Below are 21,313 nucleotides of genomic sequence, written 5' to 3'. Positions count from 1 at the left end.
CCGGTCGTCGACCGCTCCTAGGTTCGGCAGCGGTGGCACAGCTGGAGGTGACGTGCACGGTTTACGGTCCGGGGTAGCGGATTCGGCGGAGCTGGCGATCGTGCTGCTGGCCTCGTCGTTGGGGGTGATCGCCGGAGCGATCGTGATGCCGGTGGTGGAACTGTTGCGCGGCGATCTCGGCGTGGACGGAACCGCCGCTGGGCTGGTGATGACCGCGCACGGTCTGGCGATGGCGACGGCGAGCCCGCTGACCGGCCGGGCGATCGACCGGTGGGGTGTGCGCGGACCGCTGGCCGCCGGTCTGCTGCTCTACGGGTTCTCGGGTGGGGTGGGGGTATGTACCGACTCCTATCCGCTCCTGCTGGCCGGACGGCTGCTGCTCGGGGTCGGCGCTGCCGCGGTGTTCAGTGCCACCACCGTCGCCCTGCTGGAACTCGCCGATGGACCACGTCGGGACCGGATCATGGGACAGCGGACGGTGGCGATCACCGCCGGTGGGGTGGTTTGGCCGTTGGCGGCGGGAGTGCTCGGCGGGATCAGCTGGCATGCCGCGTTCGCCATCTATCTGCTGGCGGTGCCGCTGGGGGTCGCGGTGCTGTTCGTCGCGCCGCGGAGATCCTCGGCCCCCACCCGGTCGCCGACCGGCGGCTCGGCCCTCGGGCTGCTGCGGCTGCGACCCGCACTGCTGTGCTGGTTCGGCCTGAACCTGCTGGCGGGGGCGATGTTCTTCAGCCTGGCGGCGTTCCTTCCGCAGCGTCTGGCCGAACTGGAGGTGCACGCACCGATCTTCGTATCGGTGTTCATGGTGATACAGGGACTCGCCGCGGTCGCCGTCGGTTTCGGGTTCGCGTGGTTGCGGACCCGGTTCGGCTACCCGGCGCTGTTGCGGATCACCGCCGGAAGCTGGGTCGGTGCCTTCGGTGTGCTCGGTCTGGCCGAGCACCCGGTGCCGGTGTATCTGGCCGGCATCCTGTTCGGGGCCGGCAACGCCGTGTTGCTGCCGGTGTTGGCGATCGCGGTCGGTGAGTCGGCGCCGGCCGACCGGCAAGGTCAGGCTGCGGCGCTGGCGGGCAGCGCCATGTTCATCGGCCAGTTCGGCTCGCCGCTGCTGTTCGGGCCGGTCATGCAGGCCACCTCGATCGCCGGTGGATATCTGGTGGCCGCAGGCATCTCGGCAGCCGTGTTCGTCCTGGCCGGATGGTTGCCGGCGCCTGCCGGAACAGCCGCTTCCGCCGAGGCGGCTCGGACGCCGGCGGCCGGGTAGCGAGTGCCCGCCGGCCGCCGGGTACCGCGCTACTTCCAGTAGGCCTGGTACTTGATGGAGGTCTTCTCCATCCCGTGGGTCTGCTTGAGGGTCTTGACGATCGACCGCGTGGTGCGGCCGTCACAGGCCACCCACGCAAAGGCATCCCCCGGGCAGGTGATCTGCTCGGCCTGTTCCCGGAGCAGCCGGCCGCCGTCGACCCGCTGGAGCCAGGTGACCTCGTGATGCGGCTTGTTGCGCACCGGCAGGGTGCGGTCGGATTCGTACTGCCACTCCAACCAGACCCGGGCCGGCGTATCGCCGATGGCGTCGAGCAGTGAATTGATCGCCGGCAGCGACGCAGTGTCGCCGAAGACGACGTATTCGCTCGGTGCGGCCTCGGGGAGACGGAAGTTGGAGCCGAGCACCGAAGCATCGAGGGTGTCGCCGACTGCTGCGCGTTTGGCCCATTCGGTGCCGGGCCCGCTGTGCAGGGCGAACTCGATGTAGGTGTGATCCTTGTCCGGGTCGGAATCGACCAGGGTGTAGCCGCGGTGATGCAGTTTGTCGGTCTCGGCATCCGGGATCCAGAGCCGGACGAACTGTGTGGGGTGCACCGGGTGGTCTGCGAGCAGACCCCCGGCGTCGAACCCGATGCGCAGGTACTCGTCGGTGACCTTCTCGGTCGAGGTGACGGTCAGCCGGTAGTCGTCGGCTCCCCATACCTTGACGATGAACCCGTTGTATCCTCTGCCCATATGGGTAAGGCTAACCTAATTAGGCTGCCCTGTCTTCCCCTGGGTGTCAGACCGTGCAGGGCAGGAAGGCGACGCTGGCGACAGTGCACTGCGATTCGCGGGTCAGCTTCCACATGCCGTCGATCTTGCGCCAGGTGAGATCGAAGTGCCACGGCTCCCAGCCGTCGACCGCGGTCTGCAGCTGCGCACCGGCAGTGTCACCCTCCGTCCATACCGGCCCGATGACGCTCCAGCGGAAGCTGGGCGGCGTGGCGGCCATGGCCTGGCCGATCTGATCCGCCAGGGGGAGTCCCGCCTCGCCGGCCTCGAGTTCGGCTGCGCGGGCCGAGCGATCGGCACCGGTGTTGACCACCAGTTGCAGTTTGGCCTGCAATTCGCCCACGCTCGGTGCCTGAGTGCGCACCTGGCCGGTGACGGGTCCGGCCACGGCCGGGGTGGCCACGGCTGCGGCGCCGAGGCCGACGCCGGCGGCCAGTGCGACAGCGGCAACGGCGCGGCGGGTCAGCGAGCTGCGTGTGTTGATCATGCGAGTGGTCCCATCATTTCTCTACCGGTGCCCGGTCTGGCTACGGCATCCGACTGAATCTAAGGTAAGCCCAGGCAAATGCGCTACCGTCTATGGTGGGTAGGTTGGCCCGGGTGATGAGGTTAGCCTATACTAATTCGCCGGGACAAGTGGCTGCGATCAGCGCACGATGTCCGCGATTGCTGTCGAGAGGATTGTGATCGCAGCCGAGCTCGGTGTCTGGACACTGCCTTTCGCTGCCGGTTGCGATCACGGCGTGAACGAGCGGCGGGTATTCCCCGTCGCTGCTGGAAGAGGTTTGTATGTCCAAGGAGCTCGGATGGATCAGGCAATTCCAGGCCCCGCGTTCGGCTGATGCCCCTCCGCTACTGGTGTTTCCGCACGCCGGTGCCGGAGCGTCGGCGTACCGGGTGTTCTCGAAGGCGCTGGCCGAGCACTTCGACACCATCGTGTTCCAGTACCCCGGCCGGCAGGATCGGGCGAAGGAGCCCGCCGCGGCGACCCTGCCCGAACTCGCGGCGGGAGCGTTCGAGGCCTTCGGTGCCGCCGGCCGTGCGAAGGAGCTCCCGCTGACCGTCTTCGGTCACAGCATGGGCGCCGTCGTGGCCTTCGAATTCGTCCGGCTCGCCGAGGCTGCGGGCTACCCCGTGCGGCTGCTCACGGTCTCCTCCGCTGCGGCTCCGCTGCGGATCGCGGACCTGCCCGGGCATCCCACCGAGGAAGAAGAACTGCTCGACCACATGATCGCGCTGAACGGTACCGGCGCTGCGGTCATGGCCAGCCGGGACGTGATGCGGATGGCGCTGCCGGTCATGCAGGCCGACTACCGGGCTTTCGACGCCTACTCCTGCCCCGCCGATGTCCGCGTCGAGGCACCGCTGCTGGTACTCGGCGGCGACGACGATCCCTTCGTCGCGCCGAAGGAACTGCACACCTGGGCCGAACACACTCGGTCCGGCCATGAAGTCACCTTGTTCGACGGTGGGCATTTCTATCTCGACAACCACCTCGCTGCCATTGCCGAGCTGATCCGGCCCGATGTATCAGCGGTTGTGGGGTAGAAGACGATGCAGGTTGCCGGACAGGCGGATTCCGATGATCCGATTGTGATCGTCGGTATGGCGGTCGAGGCCCCCGGCGGGGCGAATACCCTGCCGGAATTCTGGTCCGCGCTCGCCGAATCGCGGGAATTGATCGGGCCGTTTCCGCGGGATCGGGAATGGCCGTTGGAGCAGTTGTTCACACTCGGTGAGCTCGACGGCTGGTCTCCGGTGTGCGATGCCGGCGGATTCCTGGCGGGCGCAGGCGAATTCGATGCCATGTTCTTCGGGATCACGCCTCGGGAAGCCGTGGCGATGGATCCGCAGCAGCGGGTCGGTATGCGGGTGGCCTGGGCGGCGCTGGAGAACGCCGGGCTCAATCCGGGCGCCCTCGCCGGTAGCTCCGCGGGCTGCTGGATGGGTGTGTCGGCGATGGAATACGGCCCCAGCGCGGCAGCCGTCAACGAGTACAGCGGGTTCCGGGTCACCGGCACGGCACTCGGTGCGGTGGCCGGGCGGGTTTCGCACAGCCTCGGGCTGATCGGCCCGTCGATCAGCGTGGACACCGCATGTGCCTCGTCGCTGACCGCGGTGCATCAGGCCGCTGCGGCCGTCCGGGGCGGCGAATGTGAATGGGCGCTCGCCGGCGCGGTCTGCGTGATGGGCAGTCCCGGTGCGTTCTTCGAATTCTCCAAGAACAATGCGCTGGCCGCCGATGGCCACTGCCGGTCCTACTCCGTCGATGCCACCGGAACCCTGTGGGGTGAAGGCGCGGGCGTGCTGGTGCTGGAACGCGAATCCCGGGCCCGGGAACTCGGGCACCGGGTGTACGGGCGGCTGCTCGGTTCCCGGGTGAACCACAACGGCGGCGGCGCCCCGCTGGCGGTGCCCAGCGCCGCGGCCCAGGAACGCTTGATCCGGGACACCGTGGCCGCCGCCGGGATCGAGCCGAAGCTGATCGGCCTGATCGAAGGCCACGGCACCGGCACCCCGGTCGGCGACCCCTTGGAACTGACCGCGCTGGCCCGTACCTACGGTGCGGCCGGGGGCGATCCCGCACTGGGCTCGGTCAAGACGAACACCGGTCACGCGCAGGCTGCCTCCGGGATGCTCGGCCTGATCAAGGTGTTGCAGTGCGGGGCCAACGGCCGGATCGCACCGAGTCTGTGGGCGGACCGTCCGACCACCGAGATCGACTGGTCGGCCACCGGCCTGCGTCTGGCCTCGGTGGCCGAACCGTGGGAGCCGATCGATGGGGTGCGCTACGGCGCCGTCTCGTCGTTCGGCGTGGCCGGCACCAATGCGCACGCCATCGTTTCGATGCCCGTTCTCGAGGAGCCCGTCGATGCCCAGCGTTAGTCATCAGCTGCCCGACGGCACCGTTCCAGTGCTGCTGTCCGCGGATCGTGCCGAGGGGCTGCGCGCCGAGGCCGCTGCGATCGGCGCCTACCTGGCGGAGTATCCACACCTCACCCCGCAACAGATCGCGGACATGCTGTTCCGTACCCGCAGCGCACGCCGGTACCGGGCGCTGGCCATGGTCCGGACCCGTGCGGAGCTGGCCGAGGGCCTGCGCGCGGTCGCCGACGGCGCCTCGCATCCGGCGGTCGTGACCGGTGCCGGTCCCGCCGCTGCGCGGCAGATCGGCTTCGTCTTCCCCGGCCAGGGCAGTCAGCGGCCCGGGATGGGCGCCACCTATTACGAGGTATCGACGGAGTACCGGAACACCGTCGACGAATGCGTGGCGATGCACGCCGAACGATTCGGCCACTCGCAGCCGCTGCACTATCTGCTCGGCCACGAAGGCCGGTACGAGGATGTCGTGTGGGAGGTCCAGCCCGCACTCATGTTCCACATGTACGGCCTGGCCGCCATGTGGCGGGCCGCCGGGGTGCGCCCCGCCGCGACGATCGGGCACAGCCAGGGTGAGCTGGCCGCGGGGGCGGTCTCGGAGATCATGACCCTGCGTGACGCGGTCCTGGTTGTCACCGAACGCGCCCGGCAGGTGGACCGGATCGCACCGCGCGGCTACTCGATGGCCGTGCTGGGCATGGATCGTGACGAGTGCGAGACGCTGCTGGCCCGGCATTCCGGCTGGGCTGAACTCTCGGTGGTCAACGCGCCGAATATCCTTGCCATCTCCGGTGAGCGGGAGACGGTCACCGACCTGGTTTCCATCGCCACCGAACGCGGGCAGTTCGCCCGTGAGATCCAGGTCGCCTATCCGGCGCACACCTCGTATGTGAGCGGGCTGCGCGCCGAATTCGAGGGAATCCTGCGCAGCGGACTGAGCAGCTCGACGTTCGCGCCCGGCGAGATCGCCTGCTACGGGGCGACGCTCGGCGAGCGCATCACCCCGGATCTCACCCATGCGCAGTACTGGTACTGGAACCTGCGCAACCGGGTGCGCTTCGACAAGGCGGTCCGGGCGGCCGTGGCCGCAGGCATCGACACCCTGATCGAAGTGGCCGAACATCCGGTGCTGCAGCTGGCGCTGCAGGAGAACGTCCGGTCGGCGCCCGCCGAGCGGGACATCCGGGTGCTCGGTACCTCGCTGCGGACCGCGACCGGACTGGCCGAGTTCACCCGGAACTTGGCCGAGGTCGCCGTACACGATCTGAACTACGACTGGTCGGCCCTGCAGACGGCCGTTCCCGGCCCGCCGGCGCTGCCGCTGCCCGGTTTCCCGAACACGCAGATGCAGCGCAAGACGCTGTGGGCACACCCCGGAACCCCGGTCACGGCCACGGTCACGGAATCGCAGGATCCCGTCGCCGCCGCGCCGCCCGAGTCCGGACCGGCTCCGCAGCGGTTGCGGGAATCATGGATCGCGCTGGACAAACGGTCCATGATCGCCCCCCGGACGCTCGCCCTCGTCGATTACACGGGCCAGTGCCGCGAGCTCGCCGAGGCCGTGGCCGGCGCCGCCGACCGATACGGTGCCACCGCAACCGTGCTCGGCCGCGCCGAGCTCGCCGACCGGGCGGCGCCGCCCGAATACGACGCCGTGGTGCTGCTGTGCCCGGCGGCGCCGGATGCGGCCGAACCGGCCACGGCCGGTGTCGAACTCACCCGGTTCTTCACCGACCGGGATTGGCTGCCCGCGATCGGGCAGGCAGCAGCCGGTGGCGAACTCTGGCTGGTAACCCTCGGTGCGGAGCCGGTACTCGCCGCCGATCCGATGCCGGCCTTCCCGGTGGCGGCCGCCGCGGGCTTCCGATGCGCGGGAGTGCAGTATCCGGAACTGCGGTTCCGGCACCTCGATCTCGACTCCGCCGTCCCGGCCGAGGAGCAGGCGGGGCGAGTCGTCGGAGCGTTGCACACCGCCGGGGAAGCCGAGCTGGCGCTGCGCACCGGCCGGGTGTACGGCAAACGCCTGGTGCCGGATGATTCCCCGTCGGCAGCGGATACGCCGGACCTGTCGCATGTCCTGATCGTCGGCGGGACCGGGCGGCTCGGAATGCAGCTGTGTGCGCACTATGCGGCCACGGGCGCCACCCGGATCACGTTGTTGAGCCGTTCCGGCGAAACCGGCCCGGTCACCGAGGAACTCGCCGCAGTGCGGGCAGGTGGCACCGAGATTGTGGTGACGGCCTGCGATGTGAACGACCCCGCGGCCGTCGAACGCGCCGCCGCCGCGGCGCCGCCGGTAGGCCTGCTGATCCATGCGGCGGTCAATTACGTGGACGCCGAACTCACCGAGATCACCGCCGACGATGTCGCCGCCGTGACGAGCTCCAAGATTCGTGGACTCGAAACGACACTGGCGGCGTTCCCGCTGACCGCAGCCGCACGGGTGGTGCTGTGTTCTTCCATCGCCGCCACCTTGGGTGGGCGTGGGCAGATTCTCTACGCCGCCGCCAACCGGCTGCTCGATGTCGCCGCCCGCCGCTTGCGGGCGCGTGGCGTGGACTGCGTCTCGGTGCAATGGGGGCTGTGGCAGGTCGTCGGCCCACTCGACGCGGACGGCGTGTCCCGGGTATCCGGTGCCGGAATGGTGCCGATGGCACCGGCTGCGGCGATCGCGGCGGGGCTGACCGACCATCGTGGTGACGCGGTGGTCGCCGCGGCCGACTGGGCGCTGGTCCGCGATGTGCTGGCCTCGTTCGGCCAGGATCGGGTGCTCGCGCTGGTACCGGATGCGCCTGCGGCGTCACCGGCCCCGGACCCGGCACCGCCGGCCGCCCGGCCGGTCCCGGCCGCCCCGGCCGAGCCGCCCGCCACCCCGTTGCCCGACCTGCTGGCGGCTCAGCTGGCGCAGGTGATGGGCACCGATCCGGGCGAGGCGATCGACACCTCCGTGCCACTCGTGGCACTCGGCCTGGATTCGATGCAGGCGCTGGATTTTCGTAAACGGATCAGATCGGAGCTGGACCGGGATCTTCCGGTCGCAGCGATCCTCGGCGGTGCGTCGTTCGACGATGTCGTACTGCTCATGGCCGAGAACACCAATCAAGAGGGCTGAGGGCCAGATTCATGCCAGACACCGATGCCACAAAGCGGTCGGGTGCCGGAGCTGCCGACCGCCGCAGGGAACTGCTGCGCCGCCGGATGGCCGAAAGCGGCGTTCTTGCCACCGATGCTGCCGCCGCCCCGGCTGCCCGCCGGGCACGCGGGGAACAGCATCCGCTGGCCCCCGGGCAGCAGCGGATGTGGTTCCTGCAGTCCCGTGACCCCGCGGACACCAGCCTCAACGTCTGCGTCGTCTACCGGCTGACCGGTGCGCTGGATGCCGCCCGGCTGCGGTCCGCATTTGCCGCGGTCGTGGCCCGGCACGACATCCTGCGCACCACCTACGGTGCCGGCGCCGACGGCGTGCCGTACCAGGTCGTGCGGGACGGTATCGAACCCGAATGGGCGGAACACGATCTGACCGAGTTGGGGCCGGAGAGCCGGGACCGGCGGGTCGCCGTGCTCGCCCGCCGGGCCGCGGACCGGCCGTTCGACCTCACCGCCGCGGCGCCGCTGCGGGCCGAGCTGGCCCGCACCGGCGACCGGGAGTGGCATCTGCTGCTGACCGTGCACCACATCTGCTGGGACGACGACTCCTGGGCGGTGTTCTTCACCGATCTGAATGCGGCGTACGCCGCCGAGGGCGCGCTCGGCGAACTCAGCGCCCAGTTCGCCGACGTCGAAGTGCCCGCGGAACCGGGTTCGGAGGACGCCGGTCTCGACTACTGGCGTTCCGCCCTGCAGCCATTGCCGGAGCCGCTCGAGCTGCCCGGCACTCCCGGTGCCGCGACCGGCAAACAGGCTGCCCGGCGTACCCGGCCCGTGCCGCCCGAACTGGCCGAGCGGGTGGCCGCATCCGCTCGAACCCATGCGGCCACCCCGTTCATGGTGTGGCTGGCCGGTTTCGCTGCAGTCACCCACCGCTACACCGCGGCCGCGGATTTCCTGGTCTCGGTCCCGGTGACGGTGCGCCGCAATGCGGCCGCCGAGGCGCTCATCGGCTACTTCGGCAATACCCTGCTGTTGCGCGAGACGATCGCGCCGCAGGAGAGTTTCACCTCGCTGCTGGCCGCGACGAAGGAGACCTGCCTCGGCGGATTCGCTCACCAGGACACCGGAATCGACCAGGTCGTCCGGATTGCCGCCCCGGAGCGGGTGGCCGGCCGGGACGGGATGGAACAGCTCGTCCGGATCGGCTTCAGCATGCGCAAGAGCGCCGAGGATTTCGCGCTGCCCGGGGTGACCGCGGAACAGCTGGATCTCGGGGTCACCGACGCGCAGGTGCCGCTGGCGCTGGCCATCGTGACCGAGGCGAGCGGCGCCACCGTGGTCGAGGCCGAATATCGGGTGGCCGACCTGGACGAGTCGCTGGTCGACCGGCTGCTCGCGCACTATGTGCAGTTGCTCGACAGCGCCCTGGCCGAACCGGATCGGCGGATCGCCGATCTGGATCTGCTCGGTGCCGCGGACCGCGAGACCATCCTCGCGCACTCCCGCGGACCGGTGGTCGCGGCCGAGCCCGGCACCTTGGTGGAACTCTTCGAGGCGAACGCCGCGCGGGCGGCGGACGCGATCGCGGTGGTCACCGACGAGCTGGAACTCACCTACGCCGATCTGAACCGGCGGTCGAACCGGCTGGCGCACTGGCTGATCGGGCAGGACATCGGCGCCGACGACATCGTCGGCCTCCGGCTGAGCACGTCGGCGGAATTCGTCGTCGCACTGCTCGGCGTGCTCAAGGCCGGTGCGGCCTACCTGCCGATCGACCCGGCGTATCCGGACGACCGGATCGAATACCTGATCGCCGATGCCGAACCGAAGCTCGTGCTCGGCCGGGTCGAGCTGGATGCCGCCGAGGCCATGGCGTGCGATTACCCCGATTCCGATCCGGTGGATGCCGACCGGACCCGGCCGCTGCGCCCACAGAACCTGGCCTATGTGATCTACACGTCCGGTTCGACCGGGCGGCCCAAGGGTGTGCCGGTCGCGCACGCCGCGATCACCGAACATGTTCGCGGTTTCGCCCAGCAGTGGGGCATGACCGCCGACGACCGGCTGCTGCAGTCGTCGTCGGTGAGCTTCGACGCATCGCTGCTGGACATCTTCGTGACGCTGGCGCTGGGTGCCCGGCTGGTGGTCCCGAAGCCGGACGCCTTCAGCGATATCGGCTACGTCGCCGAGCTGATCACCCGATGCGGGGTGACCGTTCTGCACATGGTGCCCTCGATGCTGAGCACCTTCCTGCTGCTGCCGGAAGTGCACGAATGGCGGTCGCTGCGGCATGTGCCGGTCGGTGGTGAAGCCCTGCCGGGCGAGGTCGCCGACAAGTTCGCCACGATCTTCGACGCCGAACTGCGCAACCACTACGGGCCGACGGAGGCCGTCGTCTGCGCGACGCACCTCGCGGTGACCGGACCGCAGGGCGCCGGTACCGTACCGATCGGCCGGCCCAACCAGAACGTCACCGCCTATGTCCTGGACGAGGCCCTGCAGCTGGTCCCGGACGGTGTGGTGGGCGAGATCTATCTGGGTGGCGCACAGCTCGCCCGTGGGTATCTCGGCCGCGCCGGTCTCACCGCGCAGCGTTTCGTCGCCGATCCCTTCACGCCCGGCGGACGCCTGTATCGCACCGGCGATCTGGCCCGCCGCGATGCCACCGGCATCCTCGATTTCGCCGGGCGGGCCGACGACCAGGTCAAGGTCCGCGGCTTCCGGATCGAGCTCGGTGAGGTGGAATCCGCTATCGGCAGCCACCCGGAGGTCGGGCACTGTGTGGTGATCGTGGCCGACGACCCCGCGGCGGGCCCGATGCTGGCCGCCTATGTGGTTCCCGCCACCGGAACGGCGGCAACGGAACTGGATCCGGCGCAGGTGCGTGCGCACGCGGCCGCGAGCCTGCCGGAGTACATGGTGCCCGGGTCGTTCACGGTGCTCGAACAGATCCCGCTGACCGTCAACGGCAAGCTGGACAAGCGGGCACTGCCCGCGCCGGAGCCGGTGGCCGCCCGCAGCTTCCGGGCTCCGGCCACCGCCACCGAGCGGCGCATGTGCGCGCTGTTCGGGGAGCTGTTCGCAATGGATCGGGTCGGCGCCGACGACTCCTTCTTCGACCTGGGCGGCCACTCGCTGCTGGCGGCCCGGCTGATCGCCCGGATCCGGGGCGAGTTCGGGATGGAACTCGATGTCCGTGCGGTGTTCGACCGCCCGACACCCGCGGGGCTGGCCGCGCAGCTGGCGCAGCAGTTCCTCGACGAGTTCGGCATCGACCTGGATGCCCTGGACGAGGACGAGATCAGCACCGGCGAGGGCGGTGCGGACAGTGCGCCCGCGGGCCCGGCACGTCCCGTCCTGACCGCGGGTGCGCGGCCGGACCGGCTGCCGCTGTCCTACTCCCAGCTGGCCATGTGGTTCCAGTACCGGATGGAAGGCCCGAGCGCGGTCGGCAACCTGCCGTTCGCGGTGCGCCTGGACGGGCCGGTCGACCGGGAGGCGCTGGCCGCGGCACTGGGCGACGTGGTCGCTCGGCACGAGGCATTGCGGACGGTGTTTCCGGAACAGGACGGCGCACCGTATCAATCGGTGCAACCGGCCGCGCCGGTCGAGTTGCCGGTCACCGAGATCACCGCCGACCGGCTCGATGCCGAACTCGCCGCGGTGGCGGAGTATCGCTTCGACCTGGCCGGTGAGCCGCTGTTCCGGCCCCGGCTGTTCGTGGCCGCGGACGGGACGCAGGTGCTGTCGCTGCTTGTGCACCACATCGTCGCCGATCATGCCTCGCTCGGGATCTTCCTGGACGATCTGACCGTCGCCTACCGCGCCCGAGTCGGCACCGGCGCGGCGCCGCACCGGCAGGTGCCGGAGGTGCAGTATCCGGACTACGCGATCTGGCAGCAGCGGTTGTTCGGCACCGGCGCCGATCCGTATGCCACCGCACAGGTCGAGTACTGGCGGGCCGCGCTGGCCGGCCTGCCCGACGAGATCACCGTGGCGCACGACCGGCCGCGGCCGCCGGTGCTGGGCAAGCGTGGTGAAGTGGTGACCTTCCGGGTCCCGGCCGAACAACGTGCCGCCCTGGTCGCGCTGGCCGAACAGGTCGGCGCCAGCGAATTCATGCTCTGCCAATCGGTGGTCGCCACGGTGCTGCACACCCTCGGCGGCGGTACCGATATCGCCATCGGCACCCCGGTCGCCTGCCGGCTCGACGAGCCGAGCAGCGCCCTGGTCGGCCTGTTCGCCAACATGATGGTGCTGCGCAACGATCTGTCCGGCGATCCGACCCTGCGGGAGACCGTCGCACGCGGCCGCGAGGTCGTGCTCGATGCCGCCGCCCACCAGGAACTGCCGATCGAACGCCTGGTGGAGGCGTTGAATCCGCCCCGGTCCCGGTCGCGCAATCCGCTGTTCCAGACGATGGTGCACTTCCGGGGCGCGGACTGGGCGCCGGCGCCGCGCGGCCTCACCGAATCCGGCGACACCACCCTGACCGTGCTGCCGGTGGACTTCGACATCTCGTTCCTGGATCTGAATCTCAGCCTGAACGTGACCGCCGACGGTGGTATGGACGTCCGGGTCGTGGTGAATGCCGACCTCTACGATCCGGCGACAGCGCAGTCCATCGCCGATGCGCTCGCGGCCACCCTGGCGGCATACGGTGCCGACCCGGACCGGCAGGTGTCGGCTCTTGCGGTACTGCCGGCCGCAGAACTGGACCGGCTGCGCTCGGCTCCGGAACCGGCCGCCGCCCCAGCCGCCGCCACCGCACCGGCCGGTTCGGCCACCGAGATCGAGCGAACCCTGATCACCCTGCTCGAGGAGCTGCTCGAGATCACCGATGTCACCGCCGACGACGGTTTCTTCGCGCTCGGTGGCGACAGCGTCATCTCGATCCAGTGGTCGGCCCGTGCTGCGGAGCTGGGCCTGCCGCTGACCCCGCAGCTGGTGTTCGAGAATCCGACCATCGCGGAGGTGGCGGCGGCGGTGGCCGCCGCAGCGCCGCCGGAGCCGGCCGCCGAACCGGAGCCGGCCGACACCCATGCGCCGATGAGCGCCTCCGGGCTCGACTCCGCCGCGCTGGCCGCATTGACCGCATCCTGGCAGGCGCGCTCATGAGCACCCCGCAGATCGAAGATGTGCTGGCATTGAGCCCGCTGCAGGAGGGACTTTTCTCTCTGTCACGGCAGACCGGCGCCGGAATCGACCTGTACACCATGCAATTCGTCGTCGACATCGACGGCCCGCTGGATGTGGCGCTGCTGCGGCGCAGTGCCGAACAGATGCTGGTGCGGCATCCGAACCTGCGAGCGTCGTTCTGGGACACCGATGTGCCGCATCCGGTGCAGATCGTGCCCTCGTCGGCCGAACTGCCGTGGACCGAGCGCGAGGCCACGCCGCCCGAGTTCGACGCCATCGCGGAATCGGAGCGGCGGCGGCCGTTCGACCTGAGCCGCGGCCCGGTCCTGCGACTGCTGCTGCTCACCGTGCCCGATTCCGGAACCACCGGGCCGCGGCGGCGACTGATCGTCACGGCACACCACATCCTGATGGACGGCTGGGCGGTCGCGGTGTTCTTCACCGAGCTGCTCGCGGTGTACCGGGCGGGCGGTTCGGCGGCGGCGCTGCCGGCGCCACGCCCGTACCGCGACTACATCGGCTGGCTCGCCGCCCAGGACACCGAGGCCGCACTGGCGACCTGGGCCGAATACCTCGCGACGTCGAGTGGGCCGCTGATGCTCGCCGACGGAGTGCCCGAGAGCCGGGGTACTGCGGTGCCGGAGAAGACCCGGCTCACCCTCTCGCACAGCGATACCGGGCGGCTGCAGGACTGGGCCCGCGCGCACGGGCTCACCCTGAACACGGTCGTCCAGTTCGCCTGGTCGGTGCTGCTCGGCCGGTTGACCGACCGGCGCGACGTGGTCTTCGGCACCATCGTCTCCGGACGCCCGGACCGGTTGTCCGGTGTGGAGCAGATGATCGGCCTGTTCATCAACACCATTCCGGTGGTGCAGCACATCGATGCGGCGGCCGGAATCGTCGAGCAGTGCACCCGGTCGCAGCGCGATGCTGCGGCCATGCGCGACATCGGTTACCTGAGCCTGTCGGCAGTGCAGCGCGCGGCCGGTACCGGCACCCTGTTCGACACGTTGTTCGTATTCGAGAACGCGCCGATCGACGCCGCGATCCAGACCGTGACCACCGCCGACGGCGCGCGCTTCCGACCGGTCGAGATGGAGAGCCTGGCGCATTACCCGCTGACCGTGGTCTCCCATCTCACCGACGGTGAGCTCATCGTGCTCGTCGAGGCGATTCCGGCGGCCCTGCCGAATGTCGCACCCGCCGAGATCGGCGACCGACTGCTGGCCGTGCTGCGGCAGCTGCCCGAGGCCGCGACCGTGGACGACCTGGACCTGCTCACCGCCGCCGAGCATGCCGAGTTCGCGGCGGCCGGTGCGGCCGCTCCCGCCGGACCGGGTGCCACGGTGTGGGAACAGTTCGCCGCCCAGGCCGCCGCCACCCCGGGGGCATCGGCACTGAGCTACGGCCCCGGCGAGGTCGAGGCCGGAACGCATTTCACCTACGCCGAACTGCACGCTGCGGCAGCACAGCTGGCGGGCGAACTCGCCGACCGGGGCGTGGGCCCCGAAACCGTAGTGGCCCTGGCGGTCCCGCGTTCACCCCGATCGATCGTCGGCCTGCTGGCAGTGCTCGCGGCGGGCGGTGCGTACGTACCCGTCGACGTCTCGTTGCCGGATTCGCGGATCGAATCGATTCTGTGGCAAGCCGACCCGGTACTGACGCTCACCACCGGTGAATACCGCGGCCCGTCCGCCGGTCGGGTCCTCGCGCTCGACGACCCCGAGGTTGTGGCCCGGGCAGCACAGCGGCCGGCGGTGGCGCCGACTGTCGACCGGCGCCCGGAGCACAGCGCCTATCTCATCTTCACCTCCGGCTCCACCGGTGAGCCCAAGGGCGTCGTCGGTACCAATGCCGCCCTCGTGGCCTATGCCGCCGATCATCGCGAGCGGGTCTATCGGCCCGCACAGGCCGAACTCGGCCGACCGCTGCGCATCGCACACGCCTGGTCGTTCAGCTTCGATGCGTCCTGGCAGCCGATGGTCGGTCTGCTCGCCGGGCAGTCGCTGCACCTGTTCGACGCCGAGGAGATGCGGGATGCGCACCGCCTGGTGGCGGGAATGATCGAGCACGGCATCGACATGATCGACACGACCCCGTCGATGTTCGCGCAGCTGGCCGCGGCCGGGCTGCCGGCCGACCGGCTGACCGTCCTGGCTCTGGGCGGTGAGGCGATCGACACTGCCCTCTGGGCGCGACTGCGGGCGCTGCCCGGCACCGCGGTGTACAACTGCTACGGGCCGACCGAGACGACGGTCGAGGCGGTGGTCGCCGCGGTGGCCGACACCGGCGAGCCGACCATCGGGCCGCCGGTCGCCGAAATGGCCGGCTATGTCTTCGATTCCCGGCTGCGGCCGGTGCCCCCCGGTGTCGCCGGCGAACTCTATCTGTCGGGGCCGCAGCTGGCGCGCGGCTATGTCGGCCGGCCCGCCGCCACGGCGGACCGGTTCGTCGCCGATCCACTGCGCCCCGGTCGGCGCATGTACCGCACCGGTGATCTGGTCCGGCGGCAGCCGCACGGCGGATTCGCCTACCTGGGCCGGGCCGACGACCAGGTCAAGGTCCGCGGCTACCGGATCGAGGTCGGCGAGATCGAAACCGCGCTGTGCCGGCTGCCCGGGGTGGCCACGGCCGCAGTCACCGTGGTGCGCCGAGCCGGTGGCGCCAACCTGGTGGGATTCGTGGTCGGTGAGCCCGGCCGTGCGCTGGAACCCACGACCCTGCGCACCGCGCTCGCCGACCGGCTGCCCGCGTACATGATCCCGGCCCGGATCGTGCTCGCCGACCGGCTGCCGGTCACCGGCAACGGCAAACTCGACGGCCGCGAACTGAGTCGCCGCGCCGAACAGGCACTGGCCGGGCCGCACCGGTCCGAAGCCGCCGAGCCGCCGCGCACCCGCACCGAGCAGCTGCTGAGCGAGGTGTTCACCGAACTGTTCGACGGAACCACCCCCGGAATCGACGACGACTTCTTCGCGCTCGGTGTCGACAGCATCGTGGCGATCTCCCTGGTCAACGCCGCCCGCCGCCGCGGGCTCGCAGTGAATCCGCGCATGGTGCTGACCGCACCGACCATCCGGGAGCTGGCCGCGGCCGCCGATGCGGCGCCGACGGTAGCGGCATCCGGGGAACCGGCCGAGTACGGTGCGATACCACCGCTGCCGATCGTGTCCTGGCTGCACGAATACGGCCGCTACCGGCGGTTCACCCAGTCGGCGTTGCTGCGACTGCCGGACGGGATCACCGCCGAACAGCTCGAAGCCGTCCTGCAAGCCACGGTGGACAGCCACGACACGCTTCGCTCGCGACTCGCCGACACGCCGGACGGTCCGCGGCTGATCACCCGCCCGCCGGGCGATATTCGGGCCGCCGACCTGCTGACCGTGGTGCCGGTGCGGCCGGACGGGCATGCCGAGGGGGACGACCGTGTGCAGCCGTCGCCGGCCGATCGGAATGCAGGAGCTGCCGGACCCGCGGTGGATGGTGCGGCCGGGGACGGGATAGCCGGAACCATCGGTGCAGTCGCCCGGACGGTGACCGACGAGATCGACCCGCGTACCGGCGATATGGTGCGGGCGGTCCGGATCACCGGTGCCGAGTCGGGGGATGTGCTGCTGCTGGCCATCCATCACCTGGCGGTGGATGTGGTGTCCTGGCACATTCTGATGACCGGTCTGGCCCAGGCGTGGGAAGCCGTCCGGTCCGGCGGGGCTCCGCAGCCCGCTCCGGAGTTCACCTCCTATCGACGCTGGTCGCAGCTGCTGTGGCAGCGCGCCGCGGAACCGGAGGTGCTCGCCCAGCGCGACTACTGGGCCGCCCAGCTGGCCGGACCGGATCCGGCGCTCGGCCGCCGCCTGCCCGACCCGGTCGCCGACAGCTGGTCGTCGTTGCGGGTCACCGAGGCGCCGGTCGAGGTGGCCGTCACCGAACGCATCCTCGCCGCCACCACCGAGCGCATCGGAGTGCGGGAGTTCCTGCTCGCCGCACTCACCGTGACGCTGGTGACCTGGCGGCGGGAGCGGAATCAGGACCCGTCCGGTGGTGCCCTGGTGGCGCTGGAGGGCCACGGCCGGGCGGATGGCCTGCTGGACACCGACACCACCAATACCCTCGGCTGGTTCACCAGTGTCTTCCCGGTGCGTTTCGGTGCCGGCGCCGACAACGTGGATCTGGACCGGGTCCGGGTGGATCCGGCGGCCGCCCGCACCCTGCTGGCGGTCGTCGCCGACCAGGCCGCGGCCGTACCGAACGACGGCCTCGACTACGGCCTGCTGCGCTACGTGAACCGGGACCCCGCCGTATCGGCGACCGCACCGCAGGTGGAGTTCAACTACCTGGGCCGGATGGATCTCAGCGGTCACGAAGGCAAACCGTGGTCCCTGCTCACCGATACCGGCCCGGCCGCTGCGCTGCCGCTCGACCCGGAACCGGACCTGCCGCTGCGCTACGCCCTGGATGTCATCGCGGCCATCGGCACGACACCGCAGGGGCCGCAACTGTCCACCAATTGGCGCTGGAGCACGGCGTTGTTCGAGGAGGACGATGCCCGGCGGCTGGCCGAACTCTGGCAGCACAGCGTCGCGGCCCTGGCCGCCGCGCTCGAAGACATCCGTCCCTGGCAACGAGGAGAAGATCACCATGGCGTCGTCACATGAACCGGTGATCGGCACCGACGAAATCCGCGAGGCCGTCGCCGAGCTGCTCGGCTGCCCCGGCACCGATATCGCCGACGACGCCGATCTGATCCAGCTCGGGCTGGACTCCATTCGCACGATGAAGCTGGCCGGCCGCTGGCGCAAACGTGGTCTGGACATCAACTTCGCCCAGCTCGCGGCGGCGCCGACGGTGGCTGCCTGGAGCGCACTGCTGGACAGCGGTACGGGGCCGGACGATGCGGGGGCCGACGCCGAGGACGCACCCGCCGCAGGCGAACCCGTCGGCGCAACGGATTCCGCGGGGACCGCGGCACCGGCCGACCACGGATCCGAACCGTTCCCGCTGGCCACCATGCAGCATGCGTACTGGATCGGGCGGTCCGACGAACAGGAGCTCGGCGGGGTCGCCGCGCACCTGTACGTCGAGTTCGACGGCGGCGTGATCGATGCGCGGCGGCTCGAACACGCGGTGGCCGAACTGGTCGCCATCCATCCGATGCTGCGCACCCGGTTCCTGCCCGACGGCACCCAGCAGGTGCTCGAAGCACCGGGCCGCCCGGTATTCGACGTGGTGGACCTGCGGGGATATTCGGCGGCGGAAGACGACGCCGCTCTCGCGGAGCTGCGCGACCGCAAGACGCACCAGCGGCTCGCCATCGAGGCGGGCCAGGTCCTCGACGTCACGCTCACGCTGCGCGACGGCGGGCGCACCCGGCTGCATCTGGATGTCGACATGCTGGCCGGTGATGCGATGAGCTACCGGGTCCTCATCGGCGACCTCGCCGACCTGTACCACGGGGTGCCGGTGGCGGCTCCGGGATACACCTACCGGCAGTACCGCACCGAACGGGAAATACCCGCCGAGCCCCGGGACCGGGACCGCCGGTGGTGGCAGGAGCGGCTCCCCGAACTGCCCGGTGCCCCCGAACTGCCGACCGTCCCCGTCGCCGAGCGCGCCGAGCCGCACCGCACCGTCCGCTACGACCACTGGCTGGCACCGGCCGCCAAGCAGCGGTTGCTGACGGCGGCGCACGAACGGGGCGTCACACCGGCGATGGCCCTGGCCGCGGTGTTCGCCGACACCATCGGCGGCTGGTCGGCGCAGAGCCGGTTCCTGTTGAACGTGCCGCTGTTCCAGCGCGAGGCCGTGCATCCCGATATCGATCGGGTGGTCGGCGATTTCACCTCGTCGATCATGCTCGAGGTGGACGTCACCGACGACCTGACCACCACCGAGCGCGCGCACGCACTGCAACGGGCCATGCACGAAAGTGGCGCGCATACCGCCTATTCCGGCCTCGAGGTGCTGCGCGACCTCGGCCGGCACCGCGGTGAGCCGGTGCTCGCGCCGATCGTCTACACCAGTGCCCTGAACCTCGGCGAACTGTTCGCCGACCGGGTGACCGAAACCTTCGGCGAACCGGTGTGGATCATCTCCCAGGGGCCGCAGGTGCTGCTCGATGCCCAGGTCACCGAGGTGCGGGGCGGGCTGCTGCTGAACTGGGACGTTCGGGAATCGGCGTTCCCACCCGGGCTGATCGACGATATGTTCGCCGCCTACACCGCGGCGATCGAACGCCTCGGCGGCACCGACGCCGGCTGGACCGCCGACGCCGCCCCCGGTCTGCCGGCGGCACAGGCCGCGGTCCGGAACACGGTGAACGCCACCGACGGGCCGGTCAGCGGACGCTGCCTGCACGAAGGTTTCTTCGAATACGCAGTCACCCGGCCGGACGCACCCGCCGTGGTGTGGGGCCTCGACTCCGCCGTCGACGGCTGGAGTTACGGTGCGCTGGCCCGGCAGGCGCTGGCCGTCGCCGGTGCGCTGCGGGCCGCGGGAGTACAGCCGGGCGCGAGCGTCGCGGTGCAGCTGCCCAAGGGTCCGGACCAGATCCTCGCGGTGCTCGGCGTACTGGCCGCCGGCGCGACCTACATCCCGATCGGCTTCGACCAGCCGGCCGGGCGCCGGGCCGAAATCCTGCGCACCGGTGAGGTCGTCGCCGCGCTGACCGTGCCCGGTGCCGATCTCGGCCCGAACGTCACCGTCGTCCCGCTGGAGGCCGCCCGAACCCATCCGCAGCCGCTGGACCGTCCCGAGATCCCCGGCACCGAGGCGATCGCCTACGTCATCTTCACCTCGGGCTCGACCGGGACCCCCAAGGGTGTCGACGTCCCGCACGGCGCCGCCATGAACACCATCGACGCCGTCAACGACTGGTTCGAGGTCGGCGCCCACGACCGGGTGCTCGCCCTGTCCGCGCTGGAATTCGACGCCTCGGTCTACGACATCTTCGGCATGTTCTCGGTGGGCGGCTCGGTGGCTGCCGTCGATGCCGAACAGCGGGCCGAGGCCACCACCTGGGTGCAACTGCTCCGGCAGCATCGGGTGACGATCCTCAACTGCGTGCCGGCCATGCTCGACATGATCCTGGAAATCGGCGGCGACCGGCTGGGTGACGCACTCCGCGCGGTCACCCTGGGCGGGGACTGGGTCGGCGCCGATCTGGCTCGCCGCCTCGCCGCCCAGGTGCCCGGGTGCCGGTTCTCCGGGCTGGGCGGAGCGACCGAGACCGCCATCCACAACACCATCTGCGAGGTCATCGGCGAGCCGCCGGCGCAGTGGGCGACGGTGCCGTTCGGCGTGCCGCTGCGCAACGTCCGCTGCCGGGTGGTCTCGCCCGCGGGCCGGGACTGCCCGGACTGGGTACCCGGCGAATTCTGGGTCGGCGGGGCGAATGTCGCCGCCGGATACCGCAACGACCCGGATCGCACCGCCGAACGATTCGTCGAGTACGACGGCATGCGCTGGTACCGAACCGGTGATATGGCCCGGTACTGGCCCGACGGGACCATCGAGTTCCTGGGCCGGGCCGACCACCAGGTGCAGTTGCGTGGTTACCGCGTCGAACTGGGCGAGGTCGAAAGCGCGTTGCGCACCGTACCCGGTGTGCGGCACGCCGTGGCCGCGGTCGTCGGCGGGAGCGCGCCCACCCTGGTCGCGGCCGTCACCGGCGACGGCATCGGCGATATCACCGGCCCGATCGCGGATCTGCTGCCCGGCTACATGATTCCGGCCCGGATCGAGATCCTGGACCGGATGCCGTTGACCGCCAACGGGAAGCTGGACCGCCGAGCCGTACTGGAGCTACTGGACACCGGCGGCGCCGAAACCGCGGACGCCGCACCGCGTAACGACGTCGAAGCCGCCCTGGCCGAACTCGTCGGCGAGGTGCTGGGCCGCGAACGCGTCGGCGTGCACGACGACTTCTTCGGCCTGGGCGGCGATTCCGTACTGGCCACCACCTTCGTCGCCCGAGTCCGCGAATGGCTCGACGTCGACCACGTCAAGGTGTCCGACCTGTTCGGCACCCGGACCGTCGCCGAACTCGCCACCCTGCTGAGCGACCGGGAAACCGAAGCCGGCCGGGCCGGTCGGCTGGACACAGTGGCCAGCCTGTACCTCGAGGTCGCTCGGATGTCCGACGAAGAGGTGCTGGAGAACACCTAGG

At 70.5% G+C, this 21,313-nt stretch carries 9 protein-coding genes; 7 read left to right on the top strand and 2 right to left on the bottom strand.

Annotated elements, in window-relative coordinates; all coding sequences use genetic code 11:
- Nucleotides 1-52 precede the first annotated feature (52 nt).
- Nucleotides 53-1,264, top strand: a complete 1,212-nt coding sequence (locus tag AC1HFH_RS23635) for an MFS transporter (protein ID WP_480244982.1) — start codon at nt 53-55, stop codon at nt 1,262-1,264.
- Nucleotides 1,265-1,293: 29 nt separating this feature from the next.
- Here the strand turns inward: AC1HFH_RS23635 and AC1HFH_RS23630 are convergent, their stop codons facing one another.
- A complete protein-coding gene (locus tag AC1HFH_RS23630; protein WP_480244981.1) occupies nt 1,294-2,001 on the bottom strand; it encodes a siderophore-interacting protein in 708 nt (235 codons plus the stop codon).
- A 46-nt stretch (nt 2,002-2,047) separates the two neighbouring features.
- Nucleotides 2,048-2,527, bottom strand: a complete 480-nt coding sequence (locus AC1HFH_RS23625; protein WP_480244980.1) for an MTB12 C-terminal domain-containing protein — start codon at nt 2,525-2,527, stop codon at nt 2,048-2,050.
- A 302-nt stretch (nt 2,528-2,829) separates the two neighbouring features.
- Here AC1HFH_RS23625 and AC1HFH_RS23620 point away from each other — a divergent pair, with 302 nt between their 5' ends.
- From AC1HFH_RS23620 to AC1HFH_RS23595, 6 genes are read left to right on the top strand one after another with little or no spacing between them, the layout of a single operon-like run.
- Entirely contained in the window at nt 2,830-3,588 is a 759-nt protein-coding gene (locus tag AC1HFH_RS23620) for a thioesterase II family protein (protein ID WP_480244979.1), read from the top strand.
- A gap of 6 nt (nt 3,589-3,594) precedes the next feature.
- On the top strand, nt 3,595-4,926 hold the full coding sequence (locus AC1HFH_RS23615) for a beta-ketoacyl [acyl carrier protein] synthase domain-containing protein (RefSeq protein ID WP_480244978.1): 1,332 nt from the start codon (nt 3,595-3,597) through the stop codon (nt 4,924-4,926).
- Nucleotides 4,913-8,032 (top strand): nocobactin polyketide synthase NbtC, encoded by a 3,120-nt coding sequence (gene nbtC / locus AC1HFH_RS23610; protein WP_480244977.1) that lies wholly within the window; start codon nt 4,913-4,915, stop codon nt 8,030-8,032. The genes AC1HFH_RS23615 and nbtC overlap by 14 nt, the downstream gene beginning before the upstream one ends.
- Nucleotides 8,033-8,043: 11 nt before the next feature.
- Nucleotides 8,044-13,128 (top strand): amino acid adenylation domain-containing protein, encoded by a 5,085-nt coding sequence (locus AC1HFH_RS23605; RefSeq protein ID WP_480244976.1) that lies wholly within the window; start codon nt 8,044-8,046, stop codon nt 13,126-13,128.
- Entirely contained in the window at nt 13,125-17,804 is a 4,680-nt protein-coding gene (locus AC1HFH_RS23600) for an amino acid adenylation domain-containing protein (protein WP_480244975.1), read from the top strand. Before AC1HFH_RS23605 ends, AC1HFH_RS23600 begins: the two co-directional genes overlap by 4 nt.
- Nucleotides 17,788-21,312: a non-ribosomal peptide synthetase gene (locus tag AC1HFH_RS23595; RefSeq protein WP_480244974.1), complete on the top strand. Its 3,525-nt coding sequence runs from the start codon at nt 17,788-17,790 to the stop codon at nt 21,310-21,312. Before AC1HFH_RS23600 ends, AC1HFH_RS23595 begins: the two co-directional genes overlap by 17 nt.
- Nucleotide 21,313 lies beyond the last annotated feature (1 nt).

The sequence above is a fragment of the Nocardia sp. KT25-26 genome, assembly GCF_056627695.1.
This window is presented reverse-complemented; position numbering and strand designations above follow the sequence as displayed.

Coding starts and splice junctions, on each gene's coding strand:
- AC1HFH_RS23630 (WP_480244981.1), bottom strand. CDS start 2,001: ATGGGCAGAGGATACAACGGGTTCATCGTCAAGGTATGGGGAGCCGAC.
- AC1HFH_RS23605 (WP_480244976.1), top strand. CDS start 8,044: ATGCCAGACACCGATGCCACAAAGCGGTCGGGTGCCGGAGCTGCCGAC.
- nbtC (WP_480244977.1), top strand. CDS start 4,913: ATGCCCAGCGTTAGTCATCAGCTGCCCGACGGCACCGTTCCAGTGCTG.
- AC1HFH_RS23620 (WP_480244979.1), top strand. CDS start 2,830: ATGTCCAAGGAGCTCGGATGGATCAGGCAATTCCAGGCCCCGCGTTCG.
- AC1HFH_RS23600 (WP_480244975.1), top strand. CDS start 13,125: ATGAGCACCCCGCAGATCGAAGATGTGCTGGCATTGAGCCCGCTGCAG.
- AC1HFH_RS23625 (WP_480244980.1), bottom strand. CDS start 2,527: ATGATCAACACACGCAGCTCGCTGACCCGCCGCGCCGTTGCCGCTGTC.
- AC1HFH_RS23615 (WP_480244978.1), top strand. CDS start 3,595: ATGCAGGTTGCCGGACAGGCGGATTCCGATGATCCGATTGTGATCGTC.
- AC1HFH_RS23595 (WP_480244974.1), top strand. CDS start 17,788: ATGGCGTCGTCACATGAACCGGTGATCGGCACCGACGAAATCCGCGAG.